The following is a 19,217-nucleotide window of genomic DNA, read 5'->3' as shown; positions in this document are numbered from 1 at the left end:
TATTTTCCTTTTTTATGCGCGTAGGGAATGTGATTGGGTTGAGGGAGTGAGTACCTCAACTACGTCCCATAGCTTAGTCAGTTGTGGTCGCAAGGTCTCGATCGCGCGTTGGCTTTCGACGGTCACGTCAAAGATTACCTCGCCCGCCGCTGTGGGCATGGAGACATTGAGCTGACGCACGGTAAAACCACGGTGACGGATCACGCGCAAGATGCGCTCCAATAATTCTGGACTGTGGGTAGCATGAATCGAAAATTGGTGTTGTGTCATCAGCTTTGCTCCATCATTTGTTGGTTGGCCGCACCGGGTGGCACCAGCGGCCAAACATTTTCCATTTCATCGATAGCAACGTGTAGCAAGTAAGGACCGGGATGGCCCATCATCATGGTCAGCCCAGCATGTATTTCTTCTTTGCAGCGGATACGGTGTCCCGGTATGTCAAAGGCGCGCGCTAAGGTGAGAAAATCAGGGTTGTCAGATAAATTGGTCTCGCTGTAGCGCTGATCAAAAAAGAGCTGTTGCCACTGGCGCACCATGCCTAAGCGTTGATTGTCGAGCAGGATGATTTTCACGCCGATGCCTCGGCGTTTTAAGGTGCCAAGCTCTTGGATATTCATCATAAATGAGCCATCACCGGTCACCAGCACCACTTCATCGTCGGGGCGTGCGATCTTCGCACCCATCGCGGCGGGTAAACCAAATCCCATGGTGCCAAGCCCTGCCGAGGTCAACAGGTTCTCGGGCTCGCTAGGCGTCACATGCTGGGCGACCCACATTTGATGCTGACCGACATCGGTGGCGATCACGGTTTGTTCCGGCATGCTGTCTGATAAGGTTTTCAGTAGCGCGGGCGCATAAATGGCATCGCCGGGATGGTCGTAACGCCATGCATGCTGCTGTTGCCAGTGGTGTACTTGCTCTCGCCATGCTGGTGAGGTGTGGGGCGCGGCGAGCTTGGGTAAGACGGTATTCAGCTCAGCGCAAACCGGCGCTTGTGCGCGGCGCAGCTTGTTTAATTCTGCGGCATCAATATCCACATGCACTACCTTTGCGTGAGGAGCAAAGGTATCGAGCTTCCCGGTGACGCGATCATCAAAACGGGCCCCGATAGCAATCAACAAATCACATTGCTGTACCGCAAGGTTGGCGGCTTTGGTGCCGTGCATACCCAACATGCCTAAATAGTGCGGGTAGTCTTTGTTGACGGTGCCTAGCCCTTTAAGAGTGCTGACAACGGGCATTTGACTGCGAGTAAGATAGTCACGAAGCGCCGCCGTTGCTTTGCCTAACACCACGCCACCACCGACATAAAGCATAGGGCGCTCGCTTTTTTGGATAAGCGCATTGGCATGTTCGAGCGCGACAGCATCCAGAGGGACGCCGGTGGGCGCAGGCACTGAGGCCTCACGAGGCGCAGGGATCAGCGCTTGCTGTACGTCTTTAGCAATATCGACTAACACAGGCCCCGGGCGGCCTGATTGTGCCACGACGAACGCCTTTTCGAGCGTGGCGGTGAGGTCTGCGGAGTCTGTGACCAAAAAGCTATGTTTGGTACAGGCCAAAGACAAACCTAAGACATCAATTTCTTGGAAAGCATCCGTGCCGATTAATGGGCTAGCCACTTGGCCTGTGATGGCGACCACTGGGACGGAGTCCATCATGGCATCGGCCAATCCGGTGATCAGATTCGTCGCGCCGGGGCCAGAGGTCGCTAGGCAGACGCCGGGACGCCCGCTAGCACGGGCATAACCGATGGCGGCCATGGCAGCGCCTTGTTCATGGCGACATAAAATGTGTTCGACGCCGCCGTCGTATAGCGCATCATAGACTGGCATGATGGCGCCACCGGGATAACCAAATACCGTTTCAACGCCTTGCTTACGTAAGGCTTCCACAACCCATTGTGCACCTGTCATCGTCGCCCCTCCCCGAATGAACGGGGAGGGCAGGTGTGCGAATAGTCAGTGTCTGCGCTCTCCATTTTTGCTGCTTCCGTTTTTGTGTGGCTTGGCCACATGAATGAAAAAAGCCCCCGGACCTGGTTGGGTGCGGGGGCTTGGTTGCGATGTTTGCTGCTGTGTTTCGCGTACCTACACCCCTCGCGGCAGAATGACCACGATAAGGCGAATAATGAGGACGGTAGCGAAGTTTGGCATTTGTCTGTCTTTTCTTGTCGTTAGTCGCCCATTTTTGGGCGTTTTGTTAATTATGTTTTTGTTTGCGCCTGCTTGTTACAGGTCAGTCATGAACTCGATCTAGCGCCGAGTCTCATGTTTAATTGTTGTGCATTTGTAGTGGTATCACAGACCTCACTCGCATGACAAGAAAAAATTACTCTGAATCACAAATTCTCTCGTCACCATAAGCGCAAGGTTTCATAGTAATAGCAGGATAGAGTCATGGCGCTAGCGATTGTGCATAGCCGAGCGTGTGTCGGGGTAGAGGCTCCCAATGTGACGGTTGAAGTCCATATTTCCAATGGATTGCCAGGGTTTGCGCTGGTGGGGTTACCGGAAACCACGGTTAAAGAAGCGCGCGATCGGGTCAGAAGTGCCATTGTGACCTCCAATTTTGAATTCCCATCACGGCGTATTACTGTCAATTTAGCACCGGCGGATTTACCGAAAGAAGGTGGGCGTTTTGATTTGCCTATCGCGCTTGGCATTTTGGTCGCCTCTGGGCAAATTCCAGCGAAACGGCTGCATGAATTTGAGTTTCTCGGTGAGCTGGCGTTATCCGGGCAGTTGCGCCCCGTCAAAGGGGCATTACCAGCTGCACTTGCCAGCCAAAAAGCGCAGCGTGCGCTCGTGGTTCCTGATGATAACGCTAGCCAAGTGGCGTTGGTGGACAGCGAGCGCCACGTGTCAGCGCCTGATTTAATCGCAGTGTGTCAGCACCTAGCTGGTCAACAGAGTTTGCAGCTTAACGCGACACCACATAGTGATACGACGCCGGCGCCAACCCGCTGCTTACGTGACATCATCGGCCAACAGCAAGGCAAACGCGCGTTAGAAATCGCCGCCAGTGGTTCACATAACTTGTTGTTTGTTGGACCGCCGGGAACAGGAAAAACCATGTTAGCGTCGCGCTTGTGCGATTTGCTTCCTCCCATGAACGACGAAGAAGCGTTAGCCTCCGCCGCGGTCACGTCATTAACCCAGCAACCTTTGCATGAGGGAAACTGGCGTCAGCGACCGTTTCGCAGTCCTCATCACTCTAGCTCTATGGCGGCGCTGGTCGGGGGCGGAACGGTCCCGCGTCCCGGGGAGATATCATTGGCGCACCAAGGGGTGCTGTTTTTGGATGAAATGCCAGAATTTGAGCGTCGTGTGCTCGATGCGCTTCGCGAACCGCTGGAGTCGGGTGAAATTATTATCTCGCGTGCTAACGGTAAAACCCGTTTCCCCGCCCGCTTTCAGTTGATTGGCGCATTAAACCCGAGCCCGACAGGCCATCATGAAGGCGAGTTGGCGCGCTCTAATCCACAGCAAGTGTTGCGCTATTTGGCGCGTTTATCTGGCCCTTTGCTGGATAGGTTTGATATGTCAATTGAGATCCCGGCATTGCCGCGCGGGATGCTATCGAGCGGTGGCGACCGCGGTGAATCAACCGCAAAGGTACGGGAAAGAGTTGCGTGTGCCCGTGCGCGTATGTTGGCGAGGCAAGGGAAAGTGAATGCGTTACTCAGCAATCGCGAAATGGAGGAATATTGTCAGCTTGCGCAGGCGGATGCCGCATTTCTCGAACAGGCATTGCATCGATTAGGACTGTCTGTGCGGGCATACCATAGGATCATTAAAGTGGCGAGGACGATTGCCGATCTGGCCGAAGCGGAGGCGATAAGCCGCCCTCACCTTGCTGAGGCCTTAGGGTATCGGGCGATGGATGGCTTACTTCGCCATCTCAACGCCCAAGTCAGTTGATTACTTCTGGCTTAACAGGAAGTTAATCAGTTGGAAGTACTCTTCAGGGGTTTCGACGGTTTTCGGTGTCACGTGATATTTACCGTTCACGATCACCGCAGGCACGCCGCGTAGGCCGGCTTTTTCAAAAGATTGATCAAATCGTTTGGCCATCGAGTTGGCGGCAAAACTGTTGTAAGCCGAATCGAACTCTTTGCCGTCAACGCCGTTGTCGACAAACATCTGGCGAACGTCATCTAGCGACTTGGGCGCATTTTGGGCCACATGAATGCGGTCAAAAATCACCGGGATCATGGTGTCTTCAACGTTTAAGACCACGGCGGTTGCATAGGCGCGTGTGACCACTTCACCCATGTTGCCGCCCATGAAAGAAACGTGATTTTTCACTACTTTGGCATTATCAGGCACTTGCTGCTTCAACTGCTGAACCAGTGGCTCAAATTGGAAGCAGTGCGGACAGTAAAACGAGAAGAACTCGGTCACCGTTGGGGTATCGGTCGCTGCGGTGTCTAGGATTTGATAATCCTCTCCCGCCTTGAAGCGGCCGGGTTTGGCGGCGGGGACGTCGATTGCTTCTGCTGGCTCAGTTTGGGTTTGGGTTTGGTTTTGGTTTTGCGTCGTGGCCTGTTGGCTTGTCGACTCGACGGTTTCAGGCTCAGAGCAGGCCGCAAGGCCGAGTACGAGCAAGATAGGAAGCAGTTTTTTCAGCATCATTGAATGACTCTCCGTTATCGGTTGAACGCTTACGGGTACAAGGTAAGCGATGGCGCTTGTAAGGCGGCAAGCTGCTCCTTAAAAGCAAGCACCTGACTTTCCCAGTATTTTGCCTCAGCAAACCAAGGGAATGCACGTGGAAATGCCGGGTCTTGCCAACGTTTTGCTAACCACGCCATATAGTGCACCATTCTCAGACCACGTAATGGCTCGATCAGTTGCAATTGGTCAGCGGGAAATTCACTAAACTCACGATAGCCGTCGGCAAGGGTATCGAGTTGGGCCAGCTGATCGGCACGGCTGCCGTTTAAAAACAACCACAGATCTTGAATCGCGGGGCCATTGCGGGTGTCGTCAAAGTCGACAAATAACGGGCCATCGCGCCATAGGATATTGCTGGGATGGCAGTCGCCGTGCAAACGGATAATCGGCCAGTTGGTATGCCATCTTTCGCTAATGGCATCGATCAATCGGTCAAGATCGGAGAAAAAGGTCGTTTTAATCCCATCGGGGATCAGGCTCGCATGGGTCAATGCTTGGCGAGGTTGGTAGAGGTGGGTGTCGAGATCAAATCGCGCACGTGCCTGAAAAGGTCGAGCGGCACCGACTTGGTGAATACGGCCAAGATAGCGGCCAACCGCTTCGATCTGGTCCCAGTTATCGACTTCAAAGTTGCGCCCACCCACGCTGGGAAACAATGCAAAACGGTAGCCGTTGAAATGAAACAAGCTGGTCCCGTCGCGAACAAGCGGGGCAACGACGGGAACCTCCGCGTCGACTAACTCTTGGCAAAACGCGTGTTCTTCAAGAATTTGCTCGTCTGTCCAGCGCGCAGGGCGATAAAACTTCACCACGTAGCGCTTGCTATCATCGGCAACAAATTGGTAAACCCGATTCTCGTAGCTGTTCAGTGCAAGTAAACCCGATTGTGGGTAAATCCCCACCGACTCAATGGCATCCAGTTGATGCTCAGGGGTGAGGGCGTGAAAATCAAAGCCAGGTTCAGTCATGGTTTGCTACTCATTCAGCACAGAAGTGTCATGGTAACAAATAAAAAGGGCGCTGCATGCGCCCTTGTTACCAATCAGCTGGGTGGCTGATTAAAGGTCTGTAATAAAGCGGCTTTCCGCTTGGACCTCTTTTTGTTTGTCGCCCGATGCACGCTCCATGACAAAAGTGATGTCGGCAATGCGTTGGGTCATTTCGTAGGTGTCTACGCCTAAACTGATGGGCAGTGAGAACACTTCTCCCGCTTGCACTTTAACGGTTTGTGGGCCGTACCATTGCACATCTTTTAGTCCTTTCACCGAGAGGGTATAGGTTTCATCACTTTGGGTCTTATTGAGGATTTTCAGCGTGTAGGTATTCTCAATCAGCCCTTGATTGTTGACGCGATAAAGCTGGTTACGGTCACGAATGACATCCAATTCCATGGGCATCACGGACATGGCTAAGTAGATAAACATAGCCGTGACAATGGTCATGACGACGCCATAACCGACCAGTTTGGGTCGCATAACTGCCGTCTTCTTCCCTTCAAGCTTATGCTCGGTGGTATAGCTTATCAGTCCGCGTTCATAGCCCATGCGGTCCATGGTTTGGTCACAGGCATCAATACAGGCGCCACAGTTGATACATTCATACTGTAGGCCATCGCGAATATCGATGCCTGTTGGGCAGACTTGAACGCATAAATTACAGTCAATACAGTCGCCCAGCCCCAACTCTTTGGGATCTTTTTTACGTGGGCGTGGGCCACGTTTTTCACCCCGTTCGACATCATAGCCGACAATAAAAGTGTCTTTGTCGAACATGGCAGATTGGAAACGTGCATAGGGACACATATGGATACACATAATCGAGCGCATCCATCCCGCATTTCCGTAAGTACAGGCGGCAAAGAAAATCACCCAAAAACCGACCCAGAAACTGGTATCAAAGGTGACTAAGTCCACCGCCAGCTCGCGCATGGGGACAAAATAGCCGACAAAGGTCATGCCCGTAATTAAAGAAATCACCCACCATGCTGCGTGTTTCGCGGTTTTGCGTACGGCCAGCTCAGGGGTCATTTTTAATGAGTCTTGTTTGCGACGCTTGTTGGCGGCGCCTTCGAGCTTTTCTTCAAACCAGATAAACAGGAAGGTCCACACGGTTTGCGGGCAAAGGTATCCACACCAGACGCGGCCGAGGAAGGTGGTAATAAAAAAGAGTCCGAACGCCCCAAGCATCAACAAGGCTGCCAATAAGGTCAGATCTTGTGGCCAAAGTGTGGTGCCAAAAAAGGTGAACTTCTGGTTGCCGATATCGAGCAAAATCGCTTGGCGCCCTTGATACGGGATCCAAGGAATCGCGAGAAACAGCACCATGAAAAACCAGCCCATATAGCGGCGCATCTTTTGGTAATAGCCTTTTACCGCGCGCACATAAATGCGATTGCTCGGATTAAAGCGATCGTCGCCCCCTTTATGGGTTTTCGGATTGTATTCTTTTGCGGTCACGTCTTTGACGTCTATCTTTTCGTTGCTCATGACATTGGCTTTCCTTGGGATGTCGAGGCCTTGGTACGTTGCCAGACCCTGTTTATCGTTGTGACGCGTGATTATAGCGTAGCCAGATTCGCGAATACTCTATCAGTGTCATAGTTTGCGAAACAGTCACAAACTAGAACAATTCCAGCTATAACAGCGCTCTATGTGTGCTCCCTGCCTCATTCCGCTTAAGATTGAATACCGCGAGCACGCAAGATAGCGGCTTTGAAGTCCTCTTCGCTGTCTTTTGCCAAGCCGGGAATAGGGGCAGTTTTATCTTCTAGTCGCATTTTGAGCTGATAGATCAAGGTGTCGTCCGAGATGTTGTCCAGTCCGTCTTGATGACCAGCCTCTTGGGCAATGACAGTGAGCATCTCGACCAGTGAGCGCTCCGGCGTTTTCTGCCACGACTGATTTAACAGCTCGAGCAGTTCATTGATGCGATGGCAATTCATAGGTGTCCTTTATGTGTGGCACGTAAAAAACACCATTTTGCCCGAGCGTATTGGGCTGAAACTTAGCCAAGATCAAATAAGGCGCAGGTGAGGATTAATTTATCGGCATCACGCGATTGCGGCCGAGTTTCTTCGCGCTGTATAAGTGCTTGTCAGCACGATGAATGAGATCTGACGCAGACTCACCCGTTTCATTATCGTACTCGGCAACGCCAATCGATACCGTGATATGGTCGAGCGTGTTGCCACGGCGTCTATCTTTGATAATCATCCGGTCGATAGCGGTGCGTATCGTTTCAGCAATACGCTTGGCGCCATTGAGACGTTTTTGCGGGATGAGCAAAGCAAACTCTTCGCCGCCATAACGAAAGGCTTGGATGCCATCACGACAGTAATCGCTGAGGCGCTTGGCCACTTGTTTTAGCACGGTATCGCCAATCACATGGCCATAGGTGTCGTTGAGCTTTTTAAAGTGGTCAAGGTCAATCATGGCGAGGCAAAAAGGCGGAGTGAGATTGCTGTCGATATAGGCGGTGAGTTCTCGGTCGAAGGCACGGCGGTTTAATAGGCCGGTTAAGCCATCATGCGTGGCTTGCTCTGTCATTTCTGCCAGCGTCTGTTTGAGCTGAGAGATCTCTTGCTGCGCATCACTGAGCTGGTGCTTGAAGTAGCGGGTCGACTGGGTGAGCGATTGCGAGTCTTTAACCACGCTACGCACGACCGCGATGGTCTCATCGATAGATAAGCCCTCATCTTCTACCCGCGCAAGCTGTTCGAAGGTGCGATCCAACACACTCTGGAAGGCATCGGTGTCTTGCAATGTATCCGACATCGAGTGGCTCATCTCGGTCATCATCGATTCGAGGCTTTGCTTGAGAGCGCTCATGTCTTGGCTGTGTTTATCGGCGACGTGTTTTTGGTAGAGCATGTCACTTTGCAGCGGACTGCAGGTGCCATGGTGCGTGAGCGTGTCGTCTACATCCGCATTGAGTTGAGGATCGGTATCCGCGACATAGGTGTACCACAACGCGTAGTTGGTAGGGGTGGTGGGCACCTTGTATTTCATCATTAACGGCACGGCTTTCTTTAGAAAAGCGGTCGATTGTTGAAACTGATCATCCGACATGGCTACGTTGATACTCCCTGTCCGGTCGGGGGCCGGAAAAACACGTTATTATCAGTGTATACCCAAATTTAGGGCGCAGGCAGTGTGCGAGCCAAAAGTGTGTGCCTGTAGGCCAGATTGGCCTACAGAATATTGATTTAGAGAAAGAAAGGGCTGGGCTGGAAAAGACGCTCTACGTCTGGAATGTATTTTTTATCGACCAAGAACATCACCACATGATCGTCTTGTTGGATCACGGTTTTATCGTGTGCAATCAAGACTTCTTCGCCACGTACCACTGCCCCGATGGTGGTGCCGGGGGGTAGCTTGATATCGCCAATCTCACGGCCCACGACTTTGGATGTTGCAGCATCACCATGGGCGATAGCCTCGATGGCTTCGGCCGCGCCACGCCGTAGCGATGACACATTGACGATGTCACCGCGACGCACATGGGTTAGCAGGGCAGAGATGGTCGCTTGTTGAGGCGAGATGGCAATATCGATCGCGCCGCCTTGCACTAAATCAACATATGCACCGCGTTGAATAAGCACCATGACTTTCTTTGCCCCAAGGCGTTTGGCCAACATGGCAGACATGATGTTCGCTTCATCTTCGTTGGTCACCGCGATAAAGACATCGATTTGGTCAATGTGCTCTTCACTCAACAGCTCTTGATCGGAGGCATCGCCACAAAATACCGTGGTATCTTCCAGCAACTCAGATAGGTGTTCGGCTCGGGCAGGATCGCGCTCGATAAGCTTAACGCTGTATTGGCGTTCAAGTGCCATGGCTAGGCCTGCCCCGATATTCCCGCCCCCGACAATCATGATCCGTTTGTAGGGTTTTTCGAGGCGTTGCAATTCACTCATCACGGAGCGAATGTGGTTACTGGCGGCGACAAAGAATACTTCATCATCGGCTTCGATAATGGTGGTGCCTTGTGGACGAATCGGACGATCGCGACGGAAGATAGCGGCAACACGGGTGTCTACGTGCGGCATATGCTCACGCAGCGCCGACAAGGCCTTTCCGACAAGCGGGCCGCCGTAATACGCTTTGACGGCGACTAAGCCCACTTTGTTATCGGCAAAACCGACCACCTGCAGCGCCCCGGGATATTCAATGAGGCGGCGAATGTAGCGGGTGACGAGCTCTTCGGGCGCAATTAAATGATCGACCGGACAGGCCTCGCGATTAAACAGCTGATCTTTGACTGCTAAGTACTCTGGGCTACGGATCCGGGCGACACGGTTAGGTGTATTAAATCGGGTATACGCAACCTGACAAGCAATCATATTGGTCTCGTCAGAATTGGTGACGGCAACCAACATATCAGCATCTTGTGCGCCAGCTTCTTGCAGCGTTGAGGGATGGCTGGCATAGCCTTGCACCACGCGCAGATCGTATTTGTCTTGCAAGTCACGCAGTCGCTCAGGCGCACAATCGACAATGGTGATGTCGTTGTTTTCACCCACCAAGTTTTCTGCCAAGGTGCCGCCGACTTGTCCGGCGCCCAAGATGATGATTTTCATGTTATTAACTCTCCCTGCTTGGCACTTAGGTCAGTAACTTTTCCAAGCATGCGTAGTAAAAGCCGTCCATGTCTTGCTCTCCAGGTAAAATCTGACGTCCCGGTACTTCTGACGAGCCGGTGCGTAAGTTGGCATCTGGTGTACGAGCGAGAAAATCACGGATTTGATGGCGATTTTCATCAGGTAAAACAGAACAGGTTGCATACACAAGAGTACCGCCCGGCTTAAGCTGCTGCCACATTGCATCCAAGATTGCCGCTTGGAGCGTGACGAGGGCGGCAATGTCGCTATCACGGCGTAACCATTTGATGTCGGGGTGGCGACGGATCACACCGGTTGCCGAACAGGGTGCATCAAGCAAAATACGGTCAAACGCGGGGCCTGAATGCCAAGTGCTGGGCTCGCGAGCATCGGCTTGTTTCACCGTGGCATTAAGCCCCAGTCGGGCAAGGTTCTCTTTGATGCGGCTCAATCTTTGCGCATCGGCATCAATCGCGGTCACGTGTGCGCTAGGTTGGTGCTCTAAGATATGACAGGTTTTTCCGCCCGGTGCCGCACAGCAATCAAGAATCGTCTCGTCTGCTTGCGGGGTCAGGTAGTCGACCGCGAGCTGGGCAGCGGCGTCTTGGACGGATACCCAACCTTGGTCAAACCCTGGTAAGCGCGAGACATCGCACGGCTTGGCTAATTTGATCGCATCACCAGCCTCAACGAAGCACTCTCCATCAATGCCCGCTTCTTTGAGTAGTGCAAGATAGGTATCAGGGCGATGGTACTGACGATTAACCCGCAGCCACATGGGCGCTTTTTGATGGTTGGCCGCGACAATCGCTTGCCATTGCTCGGGATAGGCTTCTTGTAACCGCTTGAGTAGCCAACTGGGGTGGCAAAACTCGCCGGCGGCATTGGCGGTACTGGCTTCATCTAACGTGGTTTGCTCGCGTTGATATTGACGCAAGATGGCATTGATCAATCCACGAAGTTGAGGGCGCTTGAGTGTTTGGGTGGCGTTCACGGTTTCAGCCACCGCAGCATGCGCTGGGATGCGCATATAACCTAATTGATACAAGCCGACCAGAATGAGGTGATGAAAGACACGTTGTTTGCCTTTCAGTGGCTTATCCATCAAGGATTGCACGATTTGCTCAAGGCGTGGCAACCAACGTAAGGTGCCATAACACATCTCTTGTAATAAGGCCGCGTCACGCGGTGCGATACGTTGCTGGGCTAAAGGCAGTTGTTGTGACAGGGACTGACCCTGATCGACAACTTGATACAGAACGCGGGCAGCCGCGGCTCTTACATTCATGCTGTTACCTACATTGCAGCCAAGTGGCGAGTAGTATGCCACCAAGGGGCGTTAACCAATAAAAAAGGCCAGTGGACTGGCCTTTGAATGACGATGACACGGTAAACCGTGTTCATTATAGCTGTGTACCTATCTCAAACCATTCACGGCGCGCGTTGAGCAGCTCATGGGCTTGCATGGCTTTTTTACCGGGAGGCTGAAGCTGTGTTAGCTGGAGTACACCTTTGCCGGTAGCAACCTGAATACCGTGCTTGTCGGTATTGATCACCGTGCCAGGTGTGGCGTCGACATCAATGTCGAGCACATTGGCCTGCCAGACTTTGATATTTTGCTCTCCCAAGGTGAAGTAGCTGACTGGACGTGGATTAAAGGCGCGAATACAGCGTCCGATAAACGCAGCATCTTGTGTCCAATCAATTTTGGCTTCTTGCTTGGTCAGCTTCTCGGCATAGTTGGCTTTGGCATCGTTTTGTGGCTCGGCAAGAATAATGCCGTTGGCCATGTCATTGAGACAATCAATCAAGGCTTGGGGCCCCAATTCTGCCAAACGCGTATACAAGCTGGCACTGGTATCGGTTTCTTCGATAGGCAGCGTGGCGATTTTTAGCATATCGCCGGTATCAAGGCCTTCGTCCATCTGCATGATAGTGACACCGGTTTCGGTATCGCCCGCCCACACGGCACGCTCAATTGGCGCGGCGCCGCGCCAACGTGGCAAAATAGAGCCGTGGACATTCACACAGCCCAATCGCGGTGTATCCAGTACTGCTTTGGGCAGGATCAGCCCGTAAGCGACCACCACCATCACGTCAGCGTTTAAGGCTGCCAGTTCCGCTTGCGCTTGTTCATCACGCAGCGTGCGGGGTTGATACACGGGTAAGTCATGCTCAAGCGCGAGCTTTTTCACTGGGCTTGCCGTGAGCTTCTTGCCTCGGCCTGCCGGTTTATCTTCGCGGCTATAAACCGCAATCACCTCATGCTCGCTGTTGAGCAGGGCTTGCAAATGGCGCGCGGCAAAATCCGGCGTGCCCGCAAATACAATACGCAGCGGTGTACTCAAAGTGACCTCAGCTTGCTTTTTGGTTAGCGCGTTTGATTTTTTCCATCTTCTGCTTGATGCGTTGACGCTTCAATGGCGAGAGGTAGTCAACAAACAGCTTACCTTCTAAATGGTCAAGCTCATGCTGGACACAAATGGCCAACAGATCGTCAGCATCAAACTGATATGGATTGCCGTCGCGGTCTAACGCTTTCACAGTCACTTCGGCGGCACGTGGCACTAAGGCACGGGAACCCGGTACGGACAGGCACCCTTCTTCGATACCGTCTTCACCCCGTTTTTCGATGATCTCTGGGTTAATTAACACCATAGGGTCATCGCGGGTTTCTGAGATATCGATCACTACAATGCGTTGGTGAAAGTCCACCTGGGTCGCCGCTAGGCCAATACCGTCTTCGTCGTACATGGTCTCGAGCATGTCGTCGACCATTTTTTGGATCTCAGGCGTCACTGCTTCCACCGGCTTGGCGACGGTGCGAAGACGCTCATCTGGGAATGTTAATACGTTCAATAAAGCCATAACGTCTCATAAAAATTGAACTGTGCCGAAAGCGGCACGGGGTAATTGGGTTAATTCTAGACATTTTGACAGCCAATTGACAGCATCAGCATCATCCGTCTGGTGAGGAAGACATTGATGACAAGAAAGCTATTCAATCTCGCCGCCGCTGGGCTATTGGCTATCGCGCTACCAGTACTGGCAGCCGGCCCCGCCGAGAGTCAGCGATATGTGGTTGAGCGAGGGGATACCCTGTGGGATATCGCCGCTGCCTTTTTCGATAACCCTTGGCAATGGCCTGAAGTGTGGTACGCAAATCCGGCCATAAAGGATCCCAATCTTATTTATCCCGGCGATGTGCTCACCCTCACATGGCAAGCGGGAAAACCGACCGTTAGCTATAAGCCCAGACGTGCGATTGCAGCAAAGGGAGATACGCCCAACACGCCAGCGCTGAGCAGTGTGGATCCTGTGCTGCTGCCGTATTTACAGCAGGACATACTGGTTGAAAAGGCGCGTTTGGTGGCGCTGCCTCGCGTCCTTGGCTCGACGGATGGACGTCAATATCTGTCAGTACACGATACCCTATATGTGGATGCGTCCCTGAGTGTTAAGGATTGGCAAGTGTTTCGGGTTGAGAAAACCTTTTTACGCCCTGCGCCGTCAGAGGCTAGCGCCGAACCTACCGCGATGGTGAGCTTAAAACATGTGGCTGATGGGCGTATTCGTGCGCGAAGTGAAGGCCGCAGTGTGATGACATTGACACGGGTGGTTCAGGAAGTGCGCCCCAATGATGTCTTGTTACCTTTGCCCGAGAACACGCATCCGCGTTTTTGGCCCCAAGCGGCTCAAACTGATGCCACATTATTGGGGCATCTGTATGGCAGTGAGTATGTCGCGAATGGTCAGCTTGTGGTACTTGATAAAGGCGCCAATGATGGCGTGACTGCCGGGCAAATGTTTACTGTCACTGAAGCTGGTGCCAACGTATTAAATGGCCCTGGTGAGTATCGCTATCAAAACGCAAGTGACAGTACTGCGCAGCCTATGACCGCCTTGCCTGATGTGACGGTGGGACAAACCATGGTGGTTCGGGCTTATCCGTGGGTAAGTTTGGCGGTGATCACGCAAGCGCGTCAGCCGATCAAAGCCGGCATGCATGCGGTGCCACCGTCCCCTCAACTGGCCTATGCGCGATAAATCCCTGCGAGGGTGGTTGATACTGACCCAAGTTCCGCGGTTGCGCGTTTCGCAGCGACGCGCGCTGTTGGCCAAAGTGCCCATCGATGCGTTGAGTGAGCAAACTGCTCATGATCTTGCCGCGGTTGGTTTAACCGCTGAGCAGTGTCAGGCCGTCACGCATCCCAATCATGCCATGATTGAGCGCAGCCTTGAGTGGGCGAGGCAAGAGAATTGCCACCTGATTGGCTTTGACCACCCAGCTTACCCTGCATTACTCCGAGAAATCGCACGGCCGCCTTTGCTCTTGTATGTGCAAGGCGATCTGACTTGCTTGGCGATGCCTCAATTGGCGATGGTGGGCAGTCGTCACGCGACCCCGCAAGGTTTAGAAACGGCGTATCAATTTGCTAAACAATTGGTTGAGCATGGTGTTGCGATTACCAGTGGGCTTGCGCTAGGTATCGATGGCCGAGCACACAAAGGCGCTCTTGAAGGCCACGGCAAGACATTAGCAGTGCTAGGAAGCGGGCTTGCCAATGTGTATCCTGCACGACATCGCGCATTGGCTGAGCGGATTGAAGCACAAGGCGCACTGGTCTCAGAGTTCTGGCCAGAGGCTCCGCCAAGGGCTGAGCACTTTCCGCGGCGCAATCGACTGATCAGTGGGTTGTCGGCAGGCGTATTAGTGGTAGAGGCCGCGCCACAAAGTGGGTCGCTGATCACGGCACGTTATGCACTTGAGCAAAATCGTGATGTGTTTGCGATTCCTGGGCCCATTGACCAAGTCCAGTCGCGTGGGTGCCACCAATTGATTAAACAAGGGGCCACACTCACAGACTGTGTCGATGATATCTTGCATGAAATTGATAGCCTGATAAGCTTCGCCGCGTGTCAACAAACCGAATTATTTAGTGACGCGCCTAAGTTAGATACACATGAAGGATTGCCATTTCCTGAGCTGTTGGCTAACGTAGGTACTAAAGCGACGTGTGTCGACGTACTGGCTGAGCGCTGCAACCAACCGGTTCACGAAATCATGATGCAGTTGTTAGACTTAGAACTCCAGGGGCTTGTAGCAGCAGTACCCGGTGGCTATGTCAGAACGAGGAGGGGCTAGCCATGATGGACATTCTTATGTACCTGTTCGAAACCTACATCCATAGCGATGTGGAAGTGATGATCGATCAGGACGAGTTAGCAGATGAATTGTCCCGTGCGGGTTTTCATCAAGACGATATATATAAAGCCCTGAACTGGCTTGAAAAGCTGGCACAGTTGCAAAATGCGGATAAACAGCCTTACCTATCAGGCAGTGCCCAAAGCTCGATCCGAATCTATACCGAGCAAGAAACACGCTTTATCGACCAAGAAAGCCGAGGCTTCCTTTTATTCTTGGAGCAAGCTGGGGTACTTTCACCGGAAACGCGTGAAATGGTCATCGATCGGGTGATGGAGCTCGAGACCCAAGAATTCTGTCTTGATGACCTAAAATGGGTCATTTTGATGGTGCTGTTTAACGTGCCCGGTAACGAACGTGCGTATACACAGATGGAAGAAATGCTGTACGACGCACAAGAAGGATACGTGCACTAACGCTTATCAATGACACTAAAAGGTGTGAATGAGTAAAGATAACACCCCGAATACCCATGAGCGCTGCCCGGAATGTGGCAGCGCTCTTGCGTTTAAATCGGGCAAACGAGGCCCGTTTCTGGCCTGTACGGCCTACCCAGACTGCCACTATACCAAAGCGTTACATCATGGCGATGGCCATGTAGTAAAAGCCCTTGGCGTGGTTTGTCCGGCGTGTCATCAGGGAGAATTGGTGTTACGCCAAGGTCGATTCGGTATGTTTATTGGCTGTGATCAGTTCCCGCAATGTACGCATATCGAGAAACCGGATGAACCGGATCATACTACCCTCACTTGCCCTGCCTGCCACAAAGGTGAGCTGGTGGAGCGCACCTCGCGTTACGGCAAGCGCTTTTTTGCCTGTGACCAATACCCGAAGTGTCATTTTGCGGTAAACGCACAACCGATAGCCGGCACCTGCGAGCAATGTGGCTTTGCGCTACTGGTGGAACGCAAGAAAGGCGGTAAGACGGTGCATCAATGTGCCGACAAACCCTGCAGCGCGATTCAAGGTGAACCGGCTGCAGAATCGGAAAGCGAGGGTTAATCGGTTTGCGCGGCGAGAGCCAAGGCAGCCGACTTTAAACCGTGAAAAGCATCGTCGGGGAGGTAGCTGGCGAGGCTGGCTAACTTGGTGGCAAGCGCTGCGTTCGATGTGGCCGTGACATTAATATGGCCCACTTTGCGCCCCGGACGAGGCGTTTTGTTATACCAATGCACATGGGCATCACGATAGGTCGCAAGCGGGACACTGCCTTGGCCTAAGATATTAATCATCGCTGTTGGCTGGATTAAATCGGTCGGGCCAAGGGGTAAGCCGCTGACGGCGCGCAGGTGGTTTTCAAATTGGCAACACGCGCTACCTTGCTGTGTCCAGTGACCGGAGTTGTGCACCCGAGGCGCTATCTCGTTCACCAGCAAGCTGCCGTCTACATCAAAGAATTCCACCGCAAGCACCCCCACATAGTTAAGCGCGCTGGCTATCTTTTCCAACATGTCCGCGGCCTGTGTTTGCAAGGCATGCTCATCCGGGCGCACCACAGACAAGGTTAATATCCCATCATGGTGGTGGTTTTGGGTCAGGCTATAACTGGCAAATTCACCATTCGCGCCACGCACACCAATCAGTGACACTTCTCGGTCAAAGGGGATCATGGCTTCGGCAATGATGGCTTGGCCATCGCGTTGCTCTGGCGCGCTAAGAAAGGCGTCGAGCTCGGCCCATAATGCGTGAAGATCATCGCCGTCACGATAGCGCCACTGTCCTTTGCCGTCATAACCATCCAAGGTGCTTTTGAGGACCAAGGGTGCCCCCAGTGCGTCGACCGCCTTTTCTAAATCAGCCTGTGTATACACCACTCGGTATGGCGCATTGGCGACGCCTGCTTGCATCAGCAGGGCTTTCTCAATTTGGCGGTCGCCACCGGTTAGAATCGCCTGAGCACTGGGGCGTAACTTCCCGCTTTGCTCGCATTGGTGCAAGATATCAGCGGGGATATGCTCAAATTCCGCGGTAATAATATCTGCGCCAGCGATGGCCGTATTGAGGCCGTGCCCCAGTGGTTGCAGCGTCAGTGGGTGAATAATGTCGCCACTACGCACATCATAGGCGCTGACGATAAGATTGAGCGGTGCGCCGGCCAAGGCCATCATCCGAGCCAGTTGTCCCGCGCCTAACACCAGAATATTCATGGCCTTAGCCTTGTGGGTTGGGTTGAGCGAGAACGGCCTCAGTTTGCGCTTGGCGAAACGCATCCACTTTTGCCATCAAATCAGGGTCGGCCGTTGCGAGAATTTGTGCCGCAAGGAGGCCTGCATTCGCGGCGCCTGCGTCACCAATGGCGAGCGTGCCCACAGCCACACCTTTGGGCATTTGAGCAATAGAAAGCAATGAGTCCATTCCCTTTAATGCTTTTGACTGGACCGGAACGCCGAGCACCGGCAGGCTGGTGTGTGCGGCGGTCATCCCAGGCAGATGGGCGGCACCACCGGCGCCGGCAATAATCACTTTAATCCCGCGCTCGGCCGCTTGTTGGGCGTAGTCGGCAAGTAACTGTGGTGTGCGATGGGCAGAGACAATACGGGTTTCGTAAGGGATGGCAAAGTGATCCAACATAGCCGCTGCATGTGTCATGGTAGGCCAATCGGATTGCGAGCCCATGATGATACCGACAGTCATAATACGTCCTTCTTGATGACAAGCGTGAATAAGATAAGCTGAGCGTGACGCGAATTATACCCAGATTTCATCGCAAGGAAAACGTTTGCGTCAGCGGTGGGGGATGAAATTCCGTCAAGATCCCAGTGCGTGGATCAGGTAAAGTAAGCACATAGTCTCAGTAACAAAGGATGTGAGCGTGGCACACGGTCAGTCGACAATTGATAAGCAAGCCGTGAAGGCTTTTTTCCTCCAGCTTCAAGATGATATTTGCCAACAGCTTGCGCAAGAAGATGGTCAAGCGCGTTTTTTTGAAGATGCGTGGGAGCGTGAGAAAGGGGGCGGTGGCCGCAGTCGCGTCCTGCGTCAGGGCCAAGTATTTGAGCAAGCAGGAGTGAACTTCTCGCACGTATTTGGCGATCAAATGCCTGCCTCGGCGACCGCGCACCGTCCAGAGCTTGCCGGGCGCTGTTTTGAGGCCATGGGAGTGTCGTTAGTGATCCATCCTCATAACCCGTACGTGCCGACCTCGCACGCAAACGTGCGGTTTTTCATTGCCGAAAAAGAAGGTGCAGATCCTGTGTGGTGGTTTGGCGGCGGCTTTGACCTCACACCTTTCTATCCGTTCGAGGAAGACTGCCAGCACTGGCATCAGACCGCCAAAGCCTTATGTGCGCCCTTTGGTGATAGCGTGTACGCTGATCACAAAGCATGGTGTGATCGCTATTTTTATCTGCCCCACCGTGATGAAACCCGTGGCGTCGGCGGGCTTTTCTTTGATGATTTGAACCAATGGCCATTCGAACAGTGCTTTGCCTACACTCAAGCGGTTGGAAAAGGCTTTATCGATGCCTACCTGCCGATAGTACAGCGCCGCAAAGCCACGCCTTATGGTGAGCGAGAACGCGATTTTCAGCTTTATCGCCGCGGACGCTATGTCGAGTTTAACTTGGTGTATGACAGAGGCACGCTATTTGGCTTACAAAGTGGTGGGCGTACCGAATCTATTCTGATGTCGATGCCGCCGATGGCGCGCTGGGAATACAATTGGTCACCTGATGAAGATGCACCGGAAGCGAGACTCTATCGCGACTACCTTAAACCGAGGGAGTGGTAA

Annotated in this window: 19 protein-coding genes; 6 read left to right on the top strand and 13 right to left on the bottom strand. The window is 52.9% G+C overall.

Translation table 11 applies throughout. The annotated features are described in order from the left end of the window. Positions 1-12: 12 nt before the first annotated feature. Both ilvM and ilvG read right to left on the bottom strand, forming a co-directional pair. Entirely contained in the window at positions 13-270 is a 258-nt protein-coding gene (gene ilvM, locus N7E60_RS13830) for an acetolactate synthase 2 small subunit (RefSeq protein ID WP_069588069.1), read from the bottom strand. Next, positions 270-1,916: an acetolactate synthase 2 catalytic subunit gene (gene ilvG / locus N7E60_RS13825; RefSeq protein WP_269597777.1), complete on the bottom strand. Its 1,647-nt coding sequence runs from the start codon at positions 1,914-1,916 to the stop codon at positions 270-272. The genes ilvM and ilvG overlap by 1 nt, the downstream gene beginning before the upstream one ends. A gap of 483 nt (positions 1,917-2,399) precedes the next feature. Between ilvG and N7E60_RS13820 the strand changes: the two genes are divergently transcribed. Beyond that, on the top strand, positions 2,400-3,923 hold the full coding sequence (locus N7E60_RS13820; RefSeq protein WP_096630329.1) for a YifB family Mg chelatase-like AAA ATPase: 1,524 nt from the start codon (positions 2,400-2,402) through the stop codon (positions 3,921-3,923). Here N7E60_RS13820 and N7E60_RS13815 read toward each other — a convergent pair whose 3' ends face one another. The 9 genes from N7E60_RS13815 to def all read right to left on the bottom strand — a co-directional run bounded on the left by N7E60_RS13815 (position 3,924) and on the right by def (position 13,149). Next, complete coding sequence (locus N7E60_RS13815) at positions 3,924-4,637, bottom strand: thiol:disulfide interchange protein DsbA/DsbL (protein ID WP_269597775.1); 714 nt, start codon at positions 4,635-4,637, stop codon at positions 3,924-3,926. A 29-nt stretch (positions 4,638-4,666) separates the two neighbouring features. Then, entirely contained in the window at positions 4,667-5,647 is a 981-nt protein-coding gene (locus N7E60_RS13810; protein ID WP_269597774.1) for a serine/threonine protein kinase, read from the bottom strand. A 90-nt stretch (positions 5,648-5,737) separates the two neighbouring features. Continuing rightward, positions 5,738-7,165 (bottom strand): cytochrome c oxidase accessory protein CcoG, encoded by a 1,428-nt coding sequence (gene ccoG / locus N7E60_RS13805; RefSeq protein WP_077458095.1) that lies wholly within the window; start codon positions 7,163-7,165, stop codon positions 5,738-5,740. A 188-nt stretch (positions 7,166-7,353) separates the two neighbouring features. Next, positions 7,354-7,620: a YihD family protein gene (locus N7E60_RS13800; RefSeq protein ID WP_077458097.1), complete on the bottom strand. Its 267-nt coding sequence runs from the start codon at positions 7,618-7,620 to the stop codon at positions 7,354-7,356. Between the two features lie 94 nt (positions 7,621-7,714). Further along, positions 7,715-8,746, bottom strand: a complete 1,032-nt coding sequence (locus N7E60_RS13795; RefSeq protein ID WP_269597773.1) for a GGDEF domain-containing protein — start codon at positions 8,744-8,746, stop codon at positions 7,715-7,717. 137 nt (positions 8,747-8,883) lie between these two features. Further along, entirely contained in the window at positions 8,884-10,260 is a 1,377-nt protein-coding gene (trkA, locus tag N7E60_RS13790) for a Trk system potassium transporter TrkA (RefSeq protein WP_069588060.1), read from the bottom strand. Between the two features lie 25 nt (positions 10,261-10,285). Then, positions 10,286-11,569 carry a 16S rRNA (cytosine(967)-C(5))-methyltransferase RsmB gene (gene rsmB / locus N7E60_RS13785; RefSeq protein ID WP_269597772.1) on the bottom strand — a complete coding sequence of 428 codons (1,284 nt, stop codon included), beginning with the start codon at positions 11,567-11,569 and terminating at the stop codon, positions 10,286-10,288. A 115-nt stretch (positions 11,570-11,684) separates the two neighbouring features. After that, positions 11,685-12,629 carry a methionyl-tRNA formyltransferase gene (gene fmt / locus N7E60_RS13780; RefSeq protein ID WP_077641437.1) on the bottom strand — a complete coding sequence of 315 codons (945 nt, stop codon included), beginning with the start codon at positions 12,627-12,629 and terminating at the stop codon, positions 11,685-11,687. A 7-nt stretch (positions 12,630-12,636) separates the two neighbouring features. After that, on the bottom strand, positions 12,637-13,149 hold the full coding sequence (def, locus tag N7E60_RS13775; protein WP_077458105.1) for a peptide deformylase: 513 nt from the start codon (positions 13,147-13,149) through the stop codon (positions 12,637-12,639). A 117-nt stretch (positions 13,150-13,266) separates the two neighbouring features. On the opposite strand from def, the gene N7E60_RS13770 reads away from it, so the two are divergent. The 4 genes from N7E60_RS13770 to N7E60_RS13755 are packed head-to-tail and all read left to right on the top strand — an operon-like array spanning position 13,267 to position 16,489. Next, positions 13,267-14,328 (top strand): LysM peptidoglycan-binding domain-containing protein, encoded by a 1,062-nt coding sequence (locus N7E60_RS13770; RefSeq protein WP_269597770.1) that lies wholly within the window; start codon positions 13,267-13,269, stop codon positions 14,326-14,328. After that, positions 14,318-15,427 (top strand): DNA-processing protein DprA, encoded by a 1,110-nt coding sequence (gene dprA / locus N7E60_RS13765; RefSeq protein ID WP_077458109.1) that lies wholly within the window; start codon positions 14,318-14,320, stop codon positions 15,425-15,427. The genes N7E60_RS13770 and dprA overlap by 11 nt, the downstream gene beginning before the upstream one ends. Positions 15,428-15,429: 2 nt before the next feature. Continuing rightward, positions 15,430-15,903 (top strand): DUF494 family protein, encoded by a 474-nt coding sequence (locus N7E60_RS13760; RefSeq protein WP_096630346.1) that lies wholly within the window; start codon positions 15,430-15,432, stop codon positions 15,901-15,903. Positions 15,904-15,931: 28 nt separating this feature from the next. Then, on the top strand, positions 15,932-16,489 hold the full coding sequence (locus N7E60_RS13755; protein ID WP_269597768.1) for a DNA topoisomerase family protein: 558 nt from the start codon (positions 15,932-15,934) through the stop codon (positions 16,487-16,489). Here the strand turns inward: N7E60_RS13755 and N7E60_RS13750 are convergent. Further along, positions 16,486-17,634 carry a 5-(carboxyamino)imidazole ribonucleotide synthase gene (locus N7E60_RS13750; RefSeq protein ID WP_167314960.1) on the bottom strand — a complete coding sequence of 383 codons (1,149 nt, stop codon included), beginning with the start codon at positions 17,632-17,634 and terminating at the stop codon, positions 16,486-16,488. The two genes, N7E60_RS13755 and N7E60_RS13750, sit on opposite strands and share 4 nt — an antisense overlap. Before the next feature lie 4 nt (positions 17,635-17,638). Further along, on the bottom strand, positions 17,639-18,121 hold the full coding sequence (gene purE / locus N7E60_RS13745; RefSeq protein WP_069362358.1) for a 5-(carboxyamino)imidazole ribonucleotide mutase: 483 nt from the start codon (positions 18,119-18,121) through the stop codon (positions 17,639-17,641). Positions 18,122-18,299: 178 nt separating this feature from the next. On the opposite strand from purE, the gene hemF reads away from it, so the two are divergent. Then, positions 18,300-19,217 carry an oxygen-dependent coproporphyrinogen oxidase gene (hemF, locus tag N7E60_RS13740; RefSeq protein ID WP_269597767.1) on the top strand — a complete coding sequence of 306 codons (918 nt, stop codon included), beginning with the start codon at positions 18,300-18,302 and terminating at the stop codon, positions 19,215-19,217.

Source organism: Salinivibrio proteolyticus, from assembly GCF_027286365.1.
GTDB classification, from domain to species: Bacteria; Pseudomonadota; Gammaproteobacteria; order Enterobacterales; family Vibrionaceae; genus Salinivibrio; species Salinivibrio proteolyticus.
The sequence above is the reverse complement of the archived record's forward strand: the minus strand, read 5'-3'. Positions and strand labels throughout refer to the sequence as shown.